The 16,048-nt window shown below is 40.0% G+C and carries 13 protein-coding genes; 10 read left to right on the top strand and 3 right to left on the bottom strand.

Annotated elements, in window-relative coordinates; translation table 11 throughout:
* Positions 1-148: 148 nt before the first annotated feature.
* The 6 genes from rsgA to IGJ53_RS13085 all read left to right on the top strand — a co-directional run bounded on the left by rsgA (position 149) and on the right by IGJ53_RS13085 (position 5,665).
* Positions 149-1,048 carry a ribosome small subunit-dependent GTPase A gene (gene rsgA / locus IGJ53_RS13110; protein WP_010733138.1) on the top strand — a complete coding sequence of 300 codons (900 nt, stop codon included), beginning with the start codon at positions 149-151 and terminating at the stop codon, positions 1,046-1,048.
* Between the two features lie 12 nt (positions 1,049-1,060).
* On the top strand, positions 1,061-1,711 hold the full coding sequence (gene rpe, locus IGJ53_RS13105) for a ribulose-phosphate 3-epimerase (RefSeq protein ID WP_002373619.1): 651 nt from the start codon (positions 1,061-1,063) through the stop codon (positions 1,709-1,711).
* Entirely contained in the window at positions 1,712-2,350 is a 639-nt protein-coding gene (locus IGJ53_RS13100; RefSeq protein WP_438750425.1) for a thiamine diphosphokinase, read from the top strand.
* A gap of 154 nt (positions 2,351-2,504) precedes the next feature.
* The gene (mreC, locus tag IGJ53_RS13095; protein ID WP_002293051.1) at positions 2,505-3,359 is read left to right on the top strand and encodes a rod shape-determining protein MreC; all 855 of its coding nucleotides are present in this window, start codon (positions 2,505-2,507) and stop codon (positions 3,357-3,359) included.
* Positions 3,360-3,362: 3 nt separating this feature from the next.
* A complete protein-coding gene (gene mreD / locus IGJ53_RS13090; RefSeq protein WP_010733140.1) occupies positions 3,363-3,872 on the top strand; it encodes a rod shape-determining protein MreD in 510 nt (169 codons plus the stop codon).
* A gap of 254 nt (positions 3,873-4,126) precedes the next feature.
* Positions 4,127-5,665, top strand: a complete 1,539-nt coding sequence (locus tag IGJ53_RS13085; RefSeq protein WP_438750423.1) for a C40 family peptidase — start codon at positions 4,127-4,129, stop codon at positions 5,663-5,665.
* A gap of 68 nt (positions 5,666-5,733) precedes the next feature.
* On the opposite strand, the gene IGJ53_RS13080 is transcribed toward IGJ53_RS13085, so the two are convergent.
* A complete protein-coding gene (locus IGJ53_RS13080; RefSeq protein ID WP_259742257.1) occupies positions 5,734-7,533 on the bottom strand; it encodes a M3 family oligoendopeptidase in 1,800 nt (599 codons plus the stop codon).
* A 121-nt stretch (positions 7,534-7,654) separates the two neighbouring features.
* Between IGJ53_RS13080 and IGJ53_RS13075 the strand changes: the two genes are divergently transcribed.
* Together IGJ53_RS13075 and IGJ53_RS13070 are read left to right on the top strand one after the other, a co-directional pair.
* Positions 7,655-8,161: a VanZ family protein gene (locus IGJ53_RS13075; protein ID WP_259742258.1), complete on the top strand. Its 507-nt coding sequence runs from the start codon at positions 7,655-7,657 to the stop codon at positions 8,159-8,161.
* Positions 8,162-8,239: 78 nt separating this feature from the next.
* Positions 8,240-8,962 carry a YebC/PmpR family DNA-binding transcriptional regulator gene (locus tag IGJ53_RS13070; protein ID WP_259742259.1) on the top strand — a complete coding sequence of 241 codons (723 nt, stop codon included), beginning with the start codon at positions 8,240-8,242 and terminating at the stop codon, positions 8,960-8,962.
* Between the two features lie 78 nt (positions 8,963-9,040).
* On the opposite strand, the gene IGJ53_RS13065 is transcribed toward IGJ53_RS13070, so the two are convergent.
* Both IGJ53_RS13065 and IGJ53_RS13060 read right to left on the bottom strand, forming a co-directional pair.
* Entirely contained in the window at positions 9,041-10,441 is a 1,401-nt protein-coding gene (locus IGJ53_RS13065; RefSeq protein ID WP_259742260.1) for a L,D-transpeptidase family protein, read from the bottom strand.
* A 169-nt stretch (positions 10,442-10,610) separates the two neighbouring features.
* Complete coding sequence (locus IGJ53_RS13060) at positions 10,611-11,585, bottom strand: L-lactate dehydrogenase (RefSeq protein ID WP_002287399.1); 975 nt, start codon at positions 11,583-11,585, stop codon at positions 10,611-10,613.
* A 352-nt stretch (positions 11,586-11,937) separates the two neighbouring features.
* On the opposite strand from IGJ53_RS13060, the gene pth reads away from it, so the two are divergent.
* Both pth and mfd read left to right on the top strand, forming a co-directional pair.
* Positions 11,938-12,498 carry an aminoacyl-tRNA hydrolase gene (gene pth, locus IGJ53_RS13055; protein WP_010733145.1) on the top strand — a complete coding sequence of 187 codons (561 nt, stop codon included), beginning with the start codon at positions 11,938-11,940 and terminating at the stop codon, positions 12,496-12,498.
* A gap of 16 nt (positions 12,499-12,514) precedes the next feature.
* Complete coding sequence (gene mfd, locus IGJ53_RS13050; protein ID WP_259742261.1) at positions 12,515-16,036, top strand: transcription-repair coupling factor; 3,522 nt, start codon at positions 12,515-12,517, stop codon at positions 16,034-16,036.
* Positions 16,037-16,048 lie beyond the last annotated feature (12 nt).

Here is a 16,048-nt window from a genome sequence, read left to right as displayed (position 1 = left end):
ACCGTTTACTCGGAAAAAGGGACTGTGTCACAGTCTCTTTTTGTGTTTTCTATCCCTTTTGATTAGTTTACAAGCTTTATACTTTGAGAAGTTTGCGTGGAATGACACCTACTTTCCTCTTCATATGGTAAAATAAACAAAAACGGAGGTGGCACTTATCAAAGGACAAATCAGAAAAGCAATCAGCGGTTTTTACTATGTATACGCAGACGGAGAGACCTATCAAACAAGAGGAAGAGGGAATTTCCGGAATCGGAAAATCACGCCGCTTGTCGGAGATCAGGTAATCTTTGAGAGTGAAAATCAAACAGACGGCTATCTTCTGGAAATCTTGCCGAGAAAAAATCAATTAGTTCGCCCGCCAGTCACAAATGTTGATCTTGGAATCATTGTCACAAGTATCGTGGAACCTGCATTTTCTTATAATCTGCTTGACCGCTTTCTAGTTACCTTGGAATATGAATCAATCGAACCGCTCATTTTTTTGACGAAGACCGACTTGTCAGACGACCCGAAAAAAATCGAAGAAATCAAACAAACCTATACTAAGATAGGCTACCCAGTGATTGTACCCAATCATGCGGGGGACACGACAGAACTGATTCGTTACTTTCCAGAACGGCTATCGGTCTTCATGGGACAGTCTGGAGCAGGAAAATCAACACTACTGAATCAAATATCTCCAGAACTGAATTTAGCAACAGGAGAGATTTCTGATGCACTTGGAAGAGGGCGGCATACAACACGGCATGTGGAGCTGCTCCCTATCTACGGTGGGTTAGTAGCAGACACACCAGGATTCAGCTCGATTGACTTTTTGACTATCGAAGCAGGAGAATTGCCAAGACAATTTCCGGAATTTGTGGAAGCTTCTGCCCATTGCAAATTTAGAGAGTGCATGCATGCCAAAGAACCTGGCTGTGAAGTGAAACATAGAGTAGAAACAGGTGATATCGCACAGGCACGTTACGATAATTATTTGCAATTCTTACAAGAAATCGAGAAAAGAAAACCCATGTATACGAAAAAAGAAGGTAAACGAAAATAGGAGGAACCAAGAATGAAAATAGCACCATCCATTTTGAGCGCAGATTTTGCCAATTTGCAAAGAGATATTGAGTTAGTAGAAAAAGGAGGCGCAGATTACATCCACGTAGATGTCATGGATGGCCAATTTGTCCCAAATATCACGTTAGGGCCAAATATTGTTCAGGCAATCCGACCTGTCACTAAATTACCGCTAGACGTCCATCTGATGATCGTTGATCCGGAAAATTACATTCCAGCATTTGCGAAAGCTGGAGCAGATATCATTACTGTTCATGTAGAAGCAACTCCTCATATCCATCGGGCACTCCAAATGACAAAAAGCTTAGGTGTCAAAGCTGGAGTAGTTATTAATCCAGGGACACCAGTCTCCATGATCAAACATGTTTTGCCTTTAGCTGATCAAGTGCTGGTCATGACTGTCAATCCTGGGTTTGGCGGACAAAGCTTTATTGAAGAAACTGTAGAAAAAATCACAGAACTCGCTGATCTACGTAAAGAGAACAATTGGTCTTATGCAATCGAAGTAGATGGCGGAATCGTTCCAGAAACAGCAAAAATCTGTAAAGATGCAGGGGCGGATGTCTTTGTTGCAGGATCATATATCTATGGAGCCGAAAATCCAGTCGGACAAATCGAACGGTTAAAAGAGGCATTAGATTAAATGAAAATTTTATTAGCTGCTGGAGGTAATCCGGAAAACTGGCCGCAGCCTCTACTGACCAAATACGATGCCTATGTCGGAATAGATCGTGGTGTGCTGTATCTGCTTCAAGCAGGCTACCCAGTAGATCTGGCAGTAGGTGATTTTGATTCATTGTCGAACGAAGAGCAGAAGGAAGTATTTGCAAAAGCCAAAGAGTATGCCCGTTCACCCGCAGAAAAAGACGATACAGATACACAATTGGGAATCTTAAAGACATTTGAACGTTATCCGCATGCTGAAGTCACTTTGATCGGCGCCACAGGCGGAAGATTGGATCATCTTTTAGCCAATCTCTGGTTAGGTCTGGAACCTCGCTTCAAACCGTTTGCCCATCAGCTTATTATTAGAGATCGTCAAAATTATTTGGCTTATTATTTGCCTGGAAAGCATATAGTAAGACAGGTTCCAAGTATGAAGTATCTAGCTTATTGCTGTTTGACGCCCGTCTCGGCTCTTACATTGAAAGGCAGTAAGTATGTATTGGAAAATAAAGCAGTTGAATACCCGACATCTTATGCAAGTAACGAGTTTCTTTCAGATACCGCTGAATTTTCTTTTTCAGATGGTATGATTGCAGTTATTCAAAGCAAAGACTGACCAATGAACAAAAGGAAAAATTTTGTCTTTCAGGCTAAAATGACAGAATTTATTATTTACTAAAAAAAAGCTTAAGAGGAGCAACTTGCCTTTTGTTTCCCGGCATTTAGTGATAAAATTGAACACAAGAGTCTAATTAATTCGAGGTGTCTTTGTGAAGAAGTTCAATCCTAATAAAAATATTATTATTACCTTGGTTATTGTTATCATCGTGGTGACGATACTAAGTGTGACCGCTGCACAGCGAGCGAATGAAGGAAAGCCTAATTTCTTCCAATCCATCGTTAATGACAGTGTTGCAATGGTTGATAAAACAATCTCTGCCCCAGTACGGTGGGTGCGAAACGGAGTAGATTCTGTCCATAATCTTTTTTCAACTTATGCCGAAAATGAGCGGCTAAAAGAGAAAATCGATAGCTATGATGACGTTGCACAGCAAAACAAGAATTACGAGAGAGAAATCGAATCTTTGAAAAAAGAACTTGATTTGAACCAGACGCTGACGAGTTACGAAAAAGTAACGGCAAATGTCATTACTCGTTCACCAGATAGTTGGCAGGACATGCTGATCGTAGACAAGGGTTCTAAAGACGGTATCGAAGCAAATATGGCAGTCATGTCGCAAAAAGGATTGATCGGCCGAGTGATCGAAGTCAATACAGCTTCGTCTAAAATCGAATTACTGTCATCCTCTAACGAAAGCTCCAATCATTTTCCAGTACGGGTATCTTCGGCTAATGGCGAAGCATTCGGTTTGCTTAAAAACTATGATGAAAAACTCCATGCATTAGTGGTGACCCAATTGACTGGTGATACGGATATCAAAGAAGGGGATGTTGTTCAGACATCCGGTCTTGGAGGGAATTCTCCAGCTAACTTGCCGATCGGTACGGTTATCAAAACGAAACCAGACAGTTATGGTCTGGATCGGGAAGTTTATGTGAAACCTTATGCAGAAATGTATGATGTGTCAGTTGTGACGATTGTCCAACGGCTAGCGGAGGATTAGTCCATGTTGAAAAAAGAAACAATGAAGTACTATCTGCCAATCGTTCTTTTCTTTTTGATGTTGATAGATGGCCATTTAACAAGAATGCTAGGAGAGTGGTCGAAAGGCAGTTATATGTCAAATGCCCACTTTCTGATCTTGGCATTGTTATGTTGCAGTATGGCATTTGAAAAACGCTATTTGCTAATCACCACAATTGTTCTCGGTGCAGTCTATGATGCTTACTATATCGGTGTTATCGGTATCTATGCAGTAGCTCTCCCTTTGATCGTATGGTTGATGTATGTAATGAAAGATGTCATCCACGTCAACATCTTTACTGAATTTTTCAGTATGATTATCTTTGTCACGGGTTATGAACTGTTTACGATGGTGGTCCAATTGATTTTTAAACTAGCAGTAGTAAATAACACGTATTTTATTACAAGGTTCTTAGGACCTACACTGCTGTTGAACATGATTATTTTTGTATTATTCATTTTTCCATTTAAGAAATTATTCAGTGATGAATAATTTCTTTTTTTGTTTTTCGACTGAAATTAAAAAAGAATTATTGTTATCTTAAAAAAAGCCCGTCTTAGCACGCCTTTTTCATGATCATTTTCTGAAACGAACAGTTTTGTCATTTTTAGAGGTTGTTTTGAAACATTTTTGTAACATAACTATTATATCGCTGACATACTGCTATGGTACAATTTTTATATCGTTAAGAAAGACTTAAATATATTTAGATATTTATTAAATTAAGCCAGTCGGAGGAATGAAGAGTGAAAAAGAGTTTAATATCAGCAGTAATGGTATGTTCAATGACCTTGACTGCCGTAGCATCACCGATCGCTGCCGCGGCGGACGATTTTGATTCTCAGATACAACAACAAGATCAAAAGATTGCAGACTTGAAAAACCAACAAGCAGATGCACAATCACAAATCGATGCCCTAGAAAGCCAAGTTTCTGAAATCAACACACAAGCACAAGATCTATTAGCAAAACAAGACACATTGCGTCAAGAATCTGCACAATTAGTAAAAGATATTGCAGATTTACAAGAACGTATTGAAAAACGTGAAGATACAATCCAAAAACAAGCACGTGAAGCACAAGTAAGCAATACAAGCTCAAACTATATCGACGCTGTATTGAATGCTGATTCATTAGCAGATGCTATCGGACGCGTTCAAGCAATGACAACGATGGTAAAAGCAAACAACGACTTGATGGAACAACAAAAACAAGATAAAAAAGCTGTAGAAGACAAAAAAGCTGAAAACGATGCTAAACTAAAAGAATTAGCTGAAAACCAAGCTGCTTTGGAATCTCAAAAAGGCGATCTTTTATCTAAACAAGCTGATTTGAACGTACTGAAAACTTCATTAGCTGCTGAACAAGCAACTGCTGAAGACAAGAAAGCTGACTTGAACCGCCAAAAAGCAGAAGCTGAAGCAGAACAAGCACGCATTCGTGAACAACAACGTCTAGCAGAACAAGCACGTCAACAAGCAGCACAAGAAAAAGCTGAAAAAGAAGCACGCGAACAAGCAGAAGCTGAAGCACAAGCTACTCAAGCTTCATCAACTGCACAAAGCTCAGCAACAGAAGAATCATCAGCTGCTCAATCTTCAACGACTGAAGAATCATCATCAGCTGCTCAATCTTCAACAACAGAAGAATCAACAACAGCGTCTGAATCTTCAACAACAGAAGAATCAACAACAGCGCCTGAATCTTCAACAACAGAAGAATCAACAACAGTTCCTGAATCTTCAACAACAGAAGAATCAACAACTGTACCTGAAACTTCAACAGAAGAATCAACAACACCTGCGCCTACAACACCATCAACAGATCAAAGTGTTGATCCAGGAAACGGCACAGGAAATAGTACTCCGGCTCCAACGCCAACACCTGAACAACCAAAACCTGTTACACCAGCTCCAACTCCTTCTGGAAGTGTGAATGGTGCAGCAATCGTAGCAGAAGCTTACAAATATATCGGTACTCCATATGTTTGGGGCGGTAAAGATCCAAGTGGATTTGACTGCTCAGGATTCACACGCTATGTTTACTTGCAAGTAACTGGTCGTGACATTGGTGGTTGGACAGTTCCTCAAGAATCAGCTGGAACAAAAATCTCAGTTTCTCAAGCAAAAGCTGGAGACTTATTATTCTGGGGTTCACCAGGCGGAACTTACCACGTAGCGATTGCTTTAGGCGGAGGACAATATATCCATGCTCCTCAACCAGGCGAAAGCGTAAAAGTTGGTTCAGTTCAATGGTTTGCACCTGACTTTGCTGTCAGCATGTAAGAATGATTAATCAAAAAGAGTTAGCCCTTTTCTGGACTAACTCTTTTTTTATTGAGAGAAAATAGAAATCAGATGAATTCTTCTGTCAATTCCATGAACGTTTGGATATCTTCAATCACCATATCGATACCTGCTTGCCAAAAATCTGGTTGAGTGAGATCGACATTCAAATGTTTCTTCGCAAGATCTTCCGTCGTCATTGAAGCAGTATCACGTAGTAAATAGATATATTCTTCTTCGAAATTTGCTCCCTTTTGATTGGCGTAAGCATAAATGCCTAAACTAAACAGGTAGCCAAAGGTGTATGGGAAGTTATAAAACGGTACGTCATCAATAAAGAAATGTAATTTTGCAGCCCAGAAATATGGATGATAAGTGGCTAAAGCTCCTTGGTAGCCTTCTTTTTGTGCTTCAACCATCATCTCTGTGATCTTATCTTCTGAGACTAATCCCTCTTGCCGTGCTTCATAGAACCGATTTTCAAAAATGAATCGAGAATGGATATTCATGAACATAGCTAAAGCATTTTGCAGTTTTGTATCTAGCAAATTGATTTTTTCTTCTTTTGTTTTTGCGGCTTTTAATGTAGCATCGGCTACGATCAGTTCTGCGAATGTACTTGCTGTTTCTGCGACATTCATTGCGTATTCGCGATTTAAAGAAGGTAAATCCCACATCGTGCTGCTGTGGAAAGCATGACCCAATTCATGAGCAAGTGTCGCAACCTCATTAACAGAATTGCTGTAGGTCATAAAGATCCTTGATTCTTTCGTTTCTGGTAACTCAGTACAATAACCACCAGGACGTTTTCCAGGACGATCTTCTGCTTCGATCCAGCTCTTTTCAAAAGCAGATTGTGCGAATTCAGCCATTTTTGGACTGAATTTATTAAAGTTTTCGATAATAAATGCAGCAGCTTCGTCAAAACTAAAGGTTTTTTCTTTCAAATCGCCTAAAATAATAGGTGCATCTTGATCCTGCCATTCCATTTTTTCTTTACCGAAAAGATTGGCTTTTCTAGTCAAGTAATCAACAAGGGGTTGTTTGTTTTTTTGGATCGTCTCCCACATGACAGACAATGTTTCTTTTTTCAAACGGTTGTATTCTAATGGTTTTTGCAGAAAATCCGTGATGCCATGGAGTTCATAGTTAGAAAGTCTGAAACCATCTAAATGATTCAAAGTATCTGTGAAGAGGGGGGCCTTTTCTTTCCATACTTTTTCCCAGGCTGCGAAAAGTGTTTCTCTGACTTTTGGATCTGGATCGCCCATCATCTTATTGAAGGCTTGGCCAGCAGATAATTCGACTACTTGACCATCTTGTTCGAAGGGAATCGAAATGCTGGCTACAATCGTATCATAATGACTGCTCCAAGCATTTAGACCATCTAATGAGAGCGTGTTGATAATGTTCTCTTCAGCTTCTGATAATAATTGTGAACCGTCACGACGGATCTCGTTTAAACGAAACGCGATTGTTTCAAACGAACCTTGGGAAAGCATCTGATTCCAATCATTGTCAGATATTTCTGCAAATTTCTTCGACAATACTGTTTCGGCTGATTGCAGACGAGGAAGCATGGCGTAAAGCTTACCTGATAAGATCTTTGCATCTGAATCATTGACATTGGCAGAAAGCAATGCAGTAATATAGCTGTTGCATTGGGTAAAGCCGTTCGTAATCGTTTCTTGCAATTGAAGAACCGCTTTTAGCTGCTCTGCATTGTCAGAACTAGGTGACCATTTTGTTACACGTTGATAATATTCGTTCGTTTGGTCTTCCAATTGCTTCATCCGTTGGCTCAAAGCATCAGAATGACTTCCTCCGGGGAAAATAGAATCTAGATCCCAATTTAATGAATAACTCATGAAAAAACTCCCTTCATATTGTAATACAAAATTAAGTATAGCACTTTTTTATAGAAGAAGTCTCTATGAAAATGATTGTTGTTTCTTCAAAAAAAGTCTAAGATAAATACAGAGGTGACTTATGAATTCTTCAAAAAAACAACTGAAAAACGGAAATATTTATTTAGTGATCGCGCTTATAGTCGTTGCCATCTTATTTTACAGTTCTTCTCAAACTTACGGACAGCAATCACAAGTTTCGCGATTAGAAAGCTGGCTTCCTAATCAGCCATTTAAGGATACATTAGCAGGTATACGTTTTAATTATGGTGGAAGTATCGTGAGTATCGACCATCTTGGCTACGCCAAATTTGTAGAGTTTTTTTTAAGAAAGGGCGCACATTTTGGTACTTATTTTGTTTTGGGTGGCAGCTTGTTTTTAGGTGTTTTCTCTAAACTAAAAATTTGGTGGCTGACAGCGATCCTTGCTTGGCTTTCAGCAACAGGGTACGCGGGTTTGGACGAATTCCATCAGATGATGACCGGTGGACGAACACCTATGTTCCAAGATGTCATGTTGGATTCGATCGGTGCTCTGACTGCTGTGGTATTATGTGTGCTTTTTGCGGCATTCAAGAAGCGTTTATAGATTGGCTGTGGCTTTGTTTTTTTGTGAAATAGTACTAGAATAGAAGTGTATTCTCAAAAGAATAAGGGAGGAAAAATCATGTCAGGACATAGTAAGTGGCATAATATCCAAGGAAGAAAAAATGCCCAAGATGCGAAACGAGGAAAAGTCTTTCAGAAACTTTCTCGTGAAATCTATATGGCAGCTAAAGCAGGCGGTCCTGATCCATCCATGAACCCAGCTCTGCGGCTTGTTGTGGACAAAGCAAAAGCTGCAAATATGCCAAACGACAATGTAGAACGGGCGATTAAAAAAGCTACCAGTGCCGTAGATGAAACAAATTACGATGAAATCACGTATGAAGGATATGGACCGGGTGGAGTAGGAATCTTAGTCCATGCATTGACGGATAACCGTAATCGGACAGCGACAAATGTCCGAGTAGCTTTTACTCGAAACGGTGGGTCACTGGGAGAAACGGGTTCAGTCAGTTACTTGTTTGATCGCAAAGGGTATATCGCCATTGAACGCGATGGGTTGGCTGTTGATGAAGAGACGATGTTTGAAGATGTATTAGAGGCGGGGGCAGAAGATCTGCAAACTTCTCCTGAAGTGTTCGAGATTTATACTGCACCAGAAGATTTTGTTGCTGTACGAGATGAGCTGGAAAAAGAGTTTACTTTAGCGCAAGCAGAATTGACGATGATCCCACAAACGACGATTGATTTAAATGAGGAACAACGGGAGCAATTGGAACGTCTAGTAGATAAGCTAGAAGACGATGATGATGTCTCAGAAGTCTTTACTGCTGCTGAAATGTAAGCAGCGCATAGTTGAAATAAGTAAGAACGCACCTGTACGGTTCCGTACAGGTGCGTTCTTTTTATAAATTCTTTTTTGTTAGAAGACCAATACGGGCGTTCCTTTTTCGACCATCCCGAATAATTCCTTCATTACACTTGGTGGAGTGTTGATACAGCCATGTGAACCGCGGGTTTTCCATAAGTCTCCACCGTATTCAGGTTGCCAGTCAGAATCATGGATACCAACACCTGTCCAGTCAATCGGCATCCAGTAATTTACTGGACTCTCGTAAGGTGTTCCGTCGTCATTTGTTCCTTTTAAAGTTGCATCTTCTTCTTTATTCCAAACATAGAAGACCCCAGCAGGTGTAGGTGTAGATGGCTTTCCGGAAACGATATCTGTTTCAAGGGCTACTTTTCCGTCTTTATAATACCACATATGCTGGTTCTCTAGATCAACTTCGATATACGTATCTTCGATCAATGGATGATCAGCGGTTGTGCCACCTTGCACAATCGGAGAACGAGTAAAGTCTTGGCCTGTCAGAATAGCGTTTTTCAACGCTTCTGTCTCGCTATCTGTTTGGATCGTCCAGCTGTAAGTGCCAACTGGGACTGTAACTTCTCCTCTTTTTGTACTTTTAAATTTTGTGTCATTCGTACTTGTGTTATACTTTGTGCCTAAATCTGTTACATATTGACGTACTTGTTCTGTATCTAAATCGACTTTTCCGTCGTTATAGGTCAGCCAGCTTATGATATCACTTGATGGGATCTGGAAAGTCTCCCCGTTTATACTGTAAGTAGCTTTTACTTTTGCGATAGCATTCATGGATTCGAGCTGTTCTTTCAGTGAACTGTCTCCGGAGGTTACTTTTGGTTTTTCTTTGAACTCAGTTAATTCAATCGTATCTTTACCGGAATTTACTGCACTTTTTACTTGTTTGACCGCAGCATCGACGTTGATGGTATTTCCATTGACTTCAGGCTTGATAACAAAAGAGTCGCCTGATTTTTCAATTGTTGCATCAGTTGTAGGTGTCCGGTCTTTGTTCAGATCAGTCAGTTTAGTTGTCAATGTCTGAACGGTAGTATCTAGTTTTTGGTGGTCTTGACTGATAGGATCGATTTCTTGTTTTTCCGCTGCTGAAACATAAGTCATTCCCCAAGTCCATCCGTTTTGTTCATTTAGGATCGGAGAAAGCTCAGAAGTGAAATCATCTTTATAGCCGAGCTCAGATTTTGGTACTTCCTGCCAGACTTGTCCATCTTCTTTAATAGATAATTTTTTATCGGAATAAGCTTCTTTTAATTTTTCATTTGCTTTTTCGACTGTTAGATCGCTGACATTTATTCCGTTGATTTCTGTATTCGGCAAAAAATGCTTTGTGTAGTATGTACTGCGATAGGTATAAAAGCTAATCAGCACTAAGAGAACACCAAGAGCTGAAAGCAAAGCAACATGTTTCGATTTTTTTCGATGCGAAGATCTTGTCATATCGACAACTCCTTAAGTAAAAGTTTAGGGTGGAACGGTCTCATGATAGCATAATTTAGACGAAAAGACGAAGGTTATCTCTTCTTTATGAAAAAATTTAGAAACCAGAAGAGTGATAAAATAAAAAAACGGAAAACACCGTTTAGATGTTTTCCGTCATATTCAAAGATTATTCAGCGTCTAGTTTAGCAAAAGCTTCATCTAGAATTTCTTTTAATTGTTTAGCAGAAGCAGCCATACGGTCTTGTTCGCTGTCGCTTAAAGGAATTTCGATTACTTTTTGGATACCTTGACGGTTGATAACAGCAGGTGCACCAATGTAGATGTCATTCAATCCATATTCGCCATTCATGAAGACTGATAAAGGAAGAACAGCATTTTCATCATCTAAGATGGCACGAGTGATACGTGCTAATGCTACTGCGATACCATAGAAAGTGGCGCCTTTTTTCTCGATAATTGTGTAAGCAGCGTCACGTACGCCGAAGAATAGGTTAACCATAGCTTCTTCATCGATTTCTGGGTTGTTTTTCACCCATTCATAGATTTGCAAGCCGGCAACATTTGCATGTGACCAAACTGGGAATTCTGAATCTCCGTGTTCACCTAAGATGTAAGCATGGACGTTACGTGCATCAACGTCAACTAATTCCGCAAGTGCTTGACGGAAACGAGCAGAGTCAAGAGACGTACCTGAACCGATAACGCGTTCTTTAGGGAAACCTGAGAATTTCCAAGTTGAGTAAGTCAAAATATCTACTGGGTTAGCGGCAACTAAAAAGATACCGTTAAATCCTGATTCAACGATTTGTGTGACAACATCGCGGTTGATTTTTAGGTTTTTGTTTACTAAGTCTAAACGAGTTTCACCTGGTTTTTGTGGTGCGCCAGCTGTAATAACAACTAAGTCAGCATCATGTGCGTCTGCGTAAGTAGCAGAGTAGATTTTTTTAGGTGAAGTAAATGCCAAAGCGTGAGACAAGTCAATTGCGTCTCCTTCAGTTTTAGCAGTATTGATATCTACGATACCTACTTCTTGAGCAATATTTTGAGTAACTAGAGCAAAGGCATAGCTAGAACCTACGGCGCCGTCTCCAACAAGAATAACTTTTTGATGATCTTTTTTTTCTGCAGCTGCAGTCATTTAGTATCAATCCTTCCATTGATTTGTTTTTTCCCATGCTTATGCTAACATTTCTCAAGCCCCATGTCACGCTATTTGGCTATAAAATATAACAGATAACAAGGTTGTATCATATGTAAAAGCTTACATGTGCGTTATTTCACTATTTTTATAAATCAATTATTTCATTAAACTTTGAAGAAATTTTTAATTTCTTTATCATTTATTAACGATTCTCTTTTAGCCGAAACGCTTTGTTTTGTGTTATACTATACGTTGACAGTATAAAAAAGAAAAAAAGCTCGATGGACTGGACCGCTAATTAGCAGTCCAGCCTTTTGTGCTGTTTTTAGAATTAGGTGGAAAAACAAAAATGAAAATGATCGTCGGGTTAGGAAACCCAGGTACCAAATACCAATATACTAAACACAATATCGGCTTTATGGTCGTGGATCAAATTGCACGCGAACATCAAGCTACTTTCAAAAAAAATCCATTCGAAGCAGAAGTTGCCGAATTTTTTCATAATGGAGAAAAGATCCTTCTAGTCAAACCACAGACATTTATGAATGAATCTGGTCGTGCAGTCGGGCCGTTAATGACTTATTTTGGGATTTATCCAGAAGAATTAGTCGTCATCTACGATGATTTGGATCTGGCAGTAGGAAAGATCCGGCTCCGTCAAAAGGGGAGTGCCGGCGGGCATAATGGTATCAAAAGTATCATTTCCCATTTGAATACGAATGTCTTTGATCGAATCAAGGTGGGAATCGGCAGACCAGAAGGGAAAAAAACAGTGGTCCAACATGTGCTTAGTCCTTTCAGCAAAGAAAATCAGCCTTTGATAGAAGAAAGCATGTTTCAATCTGTTAAAGCAGTCGAATATCTCATAGAAGGGCATTCGTTCGTGGATGCGATGAATCAATTCAATTGAGAAAGGAGGAAAAGGAATGGATATCATTCAATTAGTCGGAAAAGATCCGCAAGTAAAAGAATGGATCAGCAATTTAGAAGAAAAAATGCCTAGACAACTAATCACAGGATTAGCTAGTTCAGCAAAGACGCTTCTATTTGCTCGAGCATTTAAGAAAACAAATAAAAATATGATCATTCTGATGCCAAATTTGTATTATGCCAATCAGTTAGCAGAAGATCTGCAACATGTGATTCCGCAGGATCAGATCCATTTATTTCCAGTGGATGAAGTGCTTTCTGCTGAAATGGCCTTTTCTTCTCCAGAAGCGCGAGGCGAGAGAGTCGCAACGCTCAACGCACTTCAAGAAAAAAAAGCAGGTATCTATTTGTTGCCAGTCGCAGCTTTGCACAAGCGACTGCCGAATAAGAAAACTTGGCTACAGGCGCAATTGAATTGGCATGTTGGTGATGAAATAGATGTGGAAAATCTTCCTCGCCAATTGACTTTGATGGGCTATGTACGAGAAGAAATGGTCGCAAAACCCGGAGAATTCAGTATTCGAGGAAGCATCGTCGATATTTACCCATTAACAACAAACTATCCTATTCGTGTAGAATTATTTGATGTAGAGATAGATTCTATGCGGTATTTTGAAGCAGAAACACAACGTTCAATCGAAAAAACGGAAGAAATCTGGGTTTCTCCAACGAGTGAACAAGTCTATGGATCAGAGGATCTGGAACATGGAATAGAGCAAATGCAAAAAATGCTAGAAAAACGACTTGCTGCGACCACAGAAGAAGCAGACCGCGAGTTTTTACAAGATTACTTCGGTCAGCTGACTTCAAGTTGGCAAGCAGGTATCCCGACAGAAGAAGCAAAATTCTACTCAGATCTTCTTTACCAAGAATTTGTAACGATCTTGGATTATTTTCCTTCAAATAGTTTACTAGTCGTTGATGATTACCAGCGGATCATGGAAACAAATCGGGAAATCGAAAGGGAAGCGGCAGAATGGCATACTCAAAAAATCAGCGAATTGCGGGTTTTTTCTGAGCAGTCATTTTCAGCAGATGTACAAAGAATCGTTCAAAAGGAAAAATTTACTACAACCTTTTTCTCACTCTTCCAAAAAGGGATGGGAAATCTTCGTTTCCAAGCAATCCATAATTTTCAATATCGGACGATGCAACAGTTCTTCGGACAAATGCCGTTACTGAAAACAGAAATGGACCGTTGGCGCAAGCAAAAACAGACTGTTGTGATCTTTATTCCGACAAAGGACAGAATACGTAAAGCAGAACAAATGCTTCGAGATGAAGATATATTAGTAGTAGAAACAGAAAAAAATGCATTGATCAGAGGACAGGTACAACTAGTTGAAGGAGCTTTGCAAGCTGGTTTTGAACTTCCTCAAGAAAAAATAGTAGCTATCACAGAAAAAGAAATTTTTCAAAAAACGACGAAAAAACAAACGAGACGACAAACAGTAACAAACGCAGAGCGATTGAAAAGCTATAATGAGTTAAAAGCAGGAGATTACGTTGTCCATGCCAATCATGGTATCGGGAAATACATTGGGATGGAAACGCTAGAAGTAGATGGCGTTCACCAAGACTATATGACTATTTTGTATCAAAACGACGACAAACTGTTTATTCCTGTTACTCAACTGAATCTGATCCAAAAATATGTCGCCTCGGAAGCCAAAGCACCTCGCATCAATAAGCTAGGCGGAAGTGAATGGACGAAAACTAAACGAAAAGTATCTTCGAAAATCGAAGATATCGCTGACGATTTAATCAAACTATACGCAGCAAGAGAATCAGAAAAAGGATATGCTTTTGGTCCTGATGACGCCTACCAAAAAGAATTCGAAAATGCTTTCCCTTATTCTGAAACAGATGACCAGTTGAGAAGTGCAGCGGAGATCAAGCGGGATATGGAAAAAGAAAAACCAATGGATCGACTACTCGTAGGTGATGTTGGTTATGGGAAAACAGAAGTAGCGCTTCGAGCGGCCTTTAAAGCGATAAAGGAAAGCAAACAAGTAGCCTTTTTAGTTCCAACAACAATCTTGGCACAGCAGCACTATGAAACGATGCTGGAAAGATTTGAAGGTTTCCCCGTAAATATCGGGCTATTAAGTCGTTTCAGAACAAGAAAGCAACAAAAAGAAACCATCGAACAACTGCGCACAGGTCAAGTTGATATTGTTGTAGGAACCCATCGAATCTTGTCAAAAGATATTGAATTTAGCGATTTGGGTTTATTGATCATTGACGAAGAACAACGTTTTGGTGTAAAACATAAAGAACGATTGAAACAGTTACGTGCACAAGTGGATGTGTTGACTCTGACAGCAACACCGATTCCGAGAACTTTGCATATGTCGATGCTAGGCGTGCGGGATCTTTCAGTAATCGAAACACCGCCTGCGAATCGTTATCCGATCCAAACATATGTTATGGAAAAAAATCCTGGGGCTATCCGCGAAGCAATCCATCGAGAAATGGGACGAGGTGGACAAGTATTCTATTTATATAATCGAGTAGAAACGATCGAACAAAAAGTAGAAGAAATCCAAGAACTCGTTCCGGAAGCGCGGATCGGCTATGCTCATGGACAAATGACAGAGGCGCAATTAGAAAATACGCTCTTTGAATTTATTGAAGGTCGGTATGATGTTCTTGTCACTACGACCATCATTGAAACAGGAGTGGATATCCCGAACGCAAATACATTGTTTGTTGAGAACGCTGATTATATGGGTTTATCCACGTTATATCAATTACGCGGACGGGTAGGAAGAAGTAGCCGTGTCGCATATGCTTACTTTATGTATGAGCAGCAGAAGATCCTTAATGAAGTCAGTGAAAAACGTCTTCAGGCAATCAAAGATTTTACAGAACTGGGATCTGGATTCAAAATTGCGATGCGTGATCTTTCCATTCGCGGTGCAGGTAATCTCTTAGGTGCTCAGCAACATGGATTTATTGATGCAGTCGGTTTCGATATGTATTCTCAAATGCTGAGCGAAGCAGTGTCTCGTAAACAAGGAAAGAATAGTCAAGTGGAGAAGACCACTGTTGAGATCGACCTCGGTGTTGACGCGTATCTACCTGAAACATACGTGGCAGATCAACGGCAGAAAATCGAGATCTATAAACGAATTCGTGAACTTGACTCGCAAGAAATGCTAGATGAACTGGAAGATGATCTGCTCGACCGTTTTGGAGAATACCCAGAAGAAGTAGCACATCTCCTGACAATCGGACAGATTAAAATGGATGGCGATCGAGCGCTCTTGGAAACGATAAGGAAACAGGAGCCGCATATCGTCTTTACTCTAAGCAAAGTTGGAACGAAACGCTACAGCGTGGAACAATTATTCGAAGCACTAACGGCGACGAAACTAAAAGCCAGTCTAGGCGTTGAAAAAGAACAGATGGTGATACGCTTGACGATTCCAAACCAAATGGAAGAAGCAGTGTGGCTTCAGGAAATCCAAAAGTTTGTCAAAGCATTGCGTGAGCAAAAATATCTGTCAGCGTAGGAAGGAGCAACG

Origin of the sequence: Enterococcus sp. DIV1283b (assembly GCF_051710965.1) — a bacterium.
GTDB classification, from domain to species: domain Bacteria; phylum Bacillota; class Bacilli; order Lactobacillales; family Enterococcaceae; genus Enterococcus_B; species Enterococcus_B lactis.
This window is presented reverse-complemented; position numbering and strand designations above follow the sequence as displayed.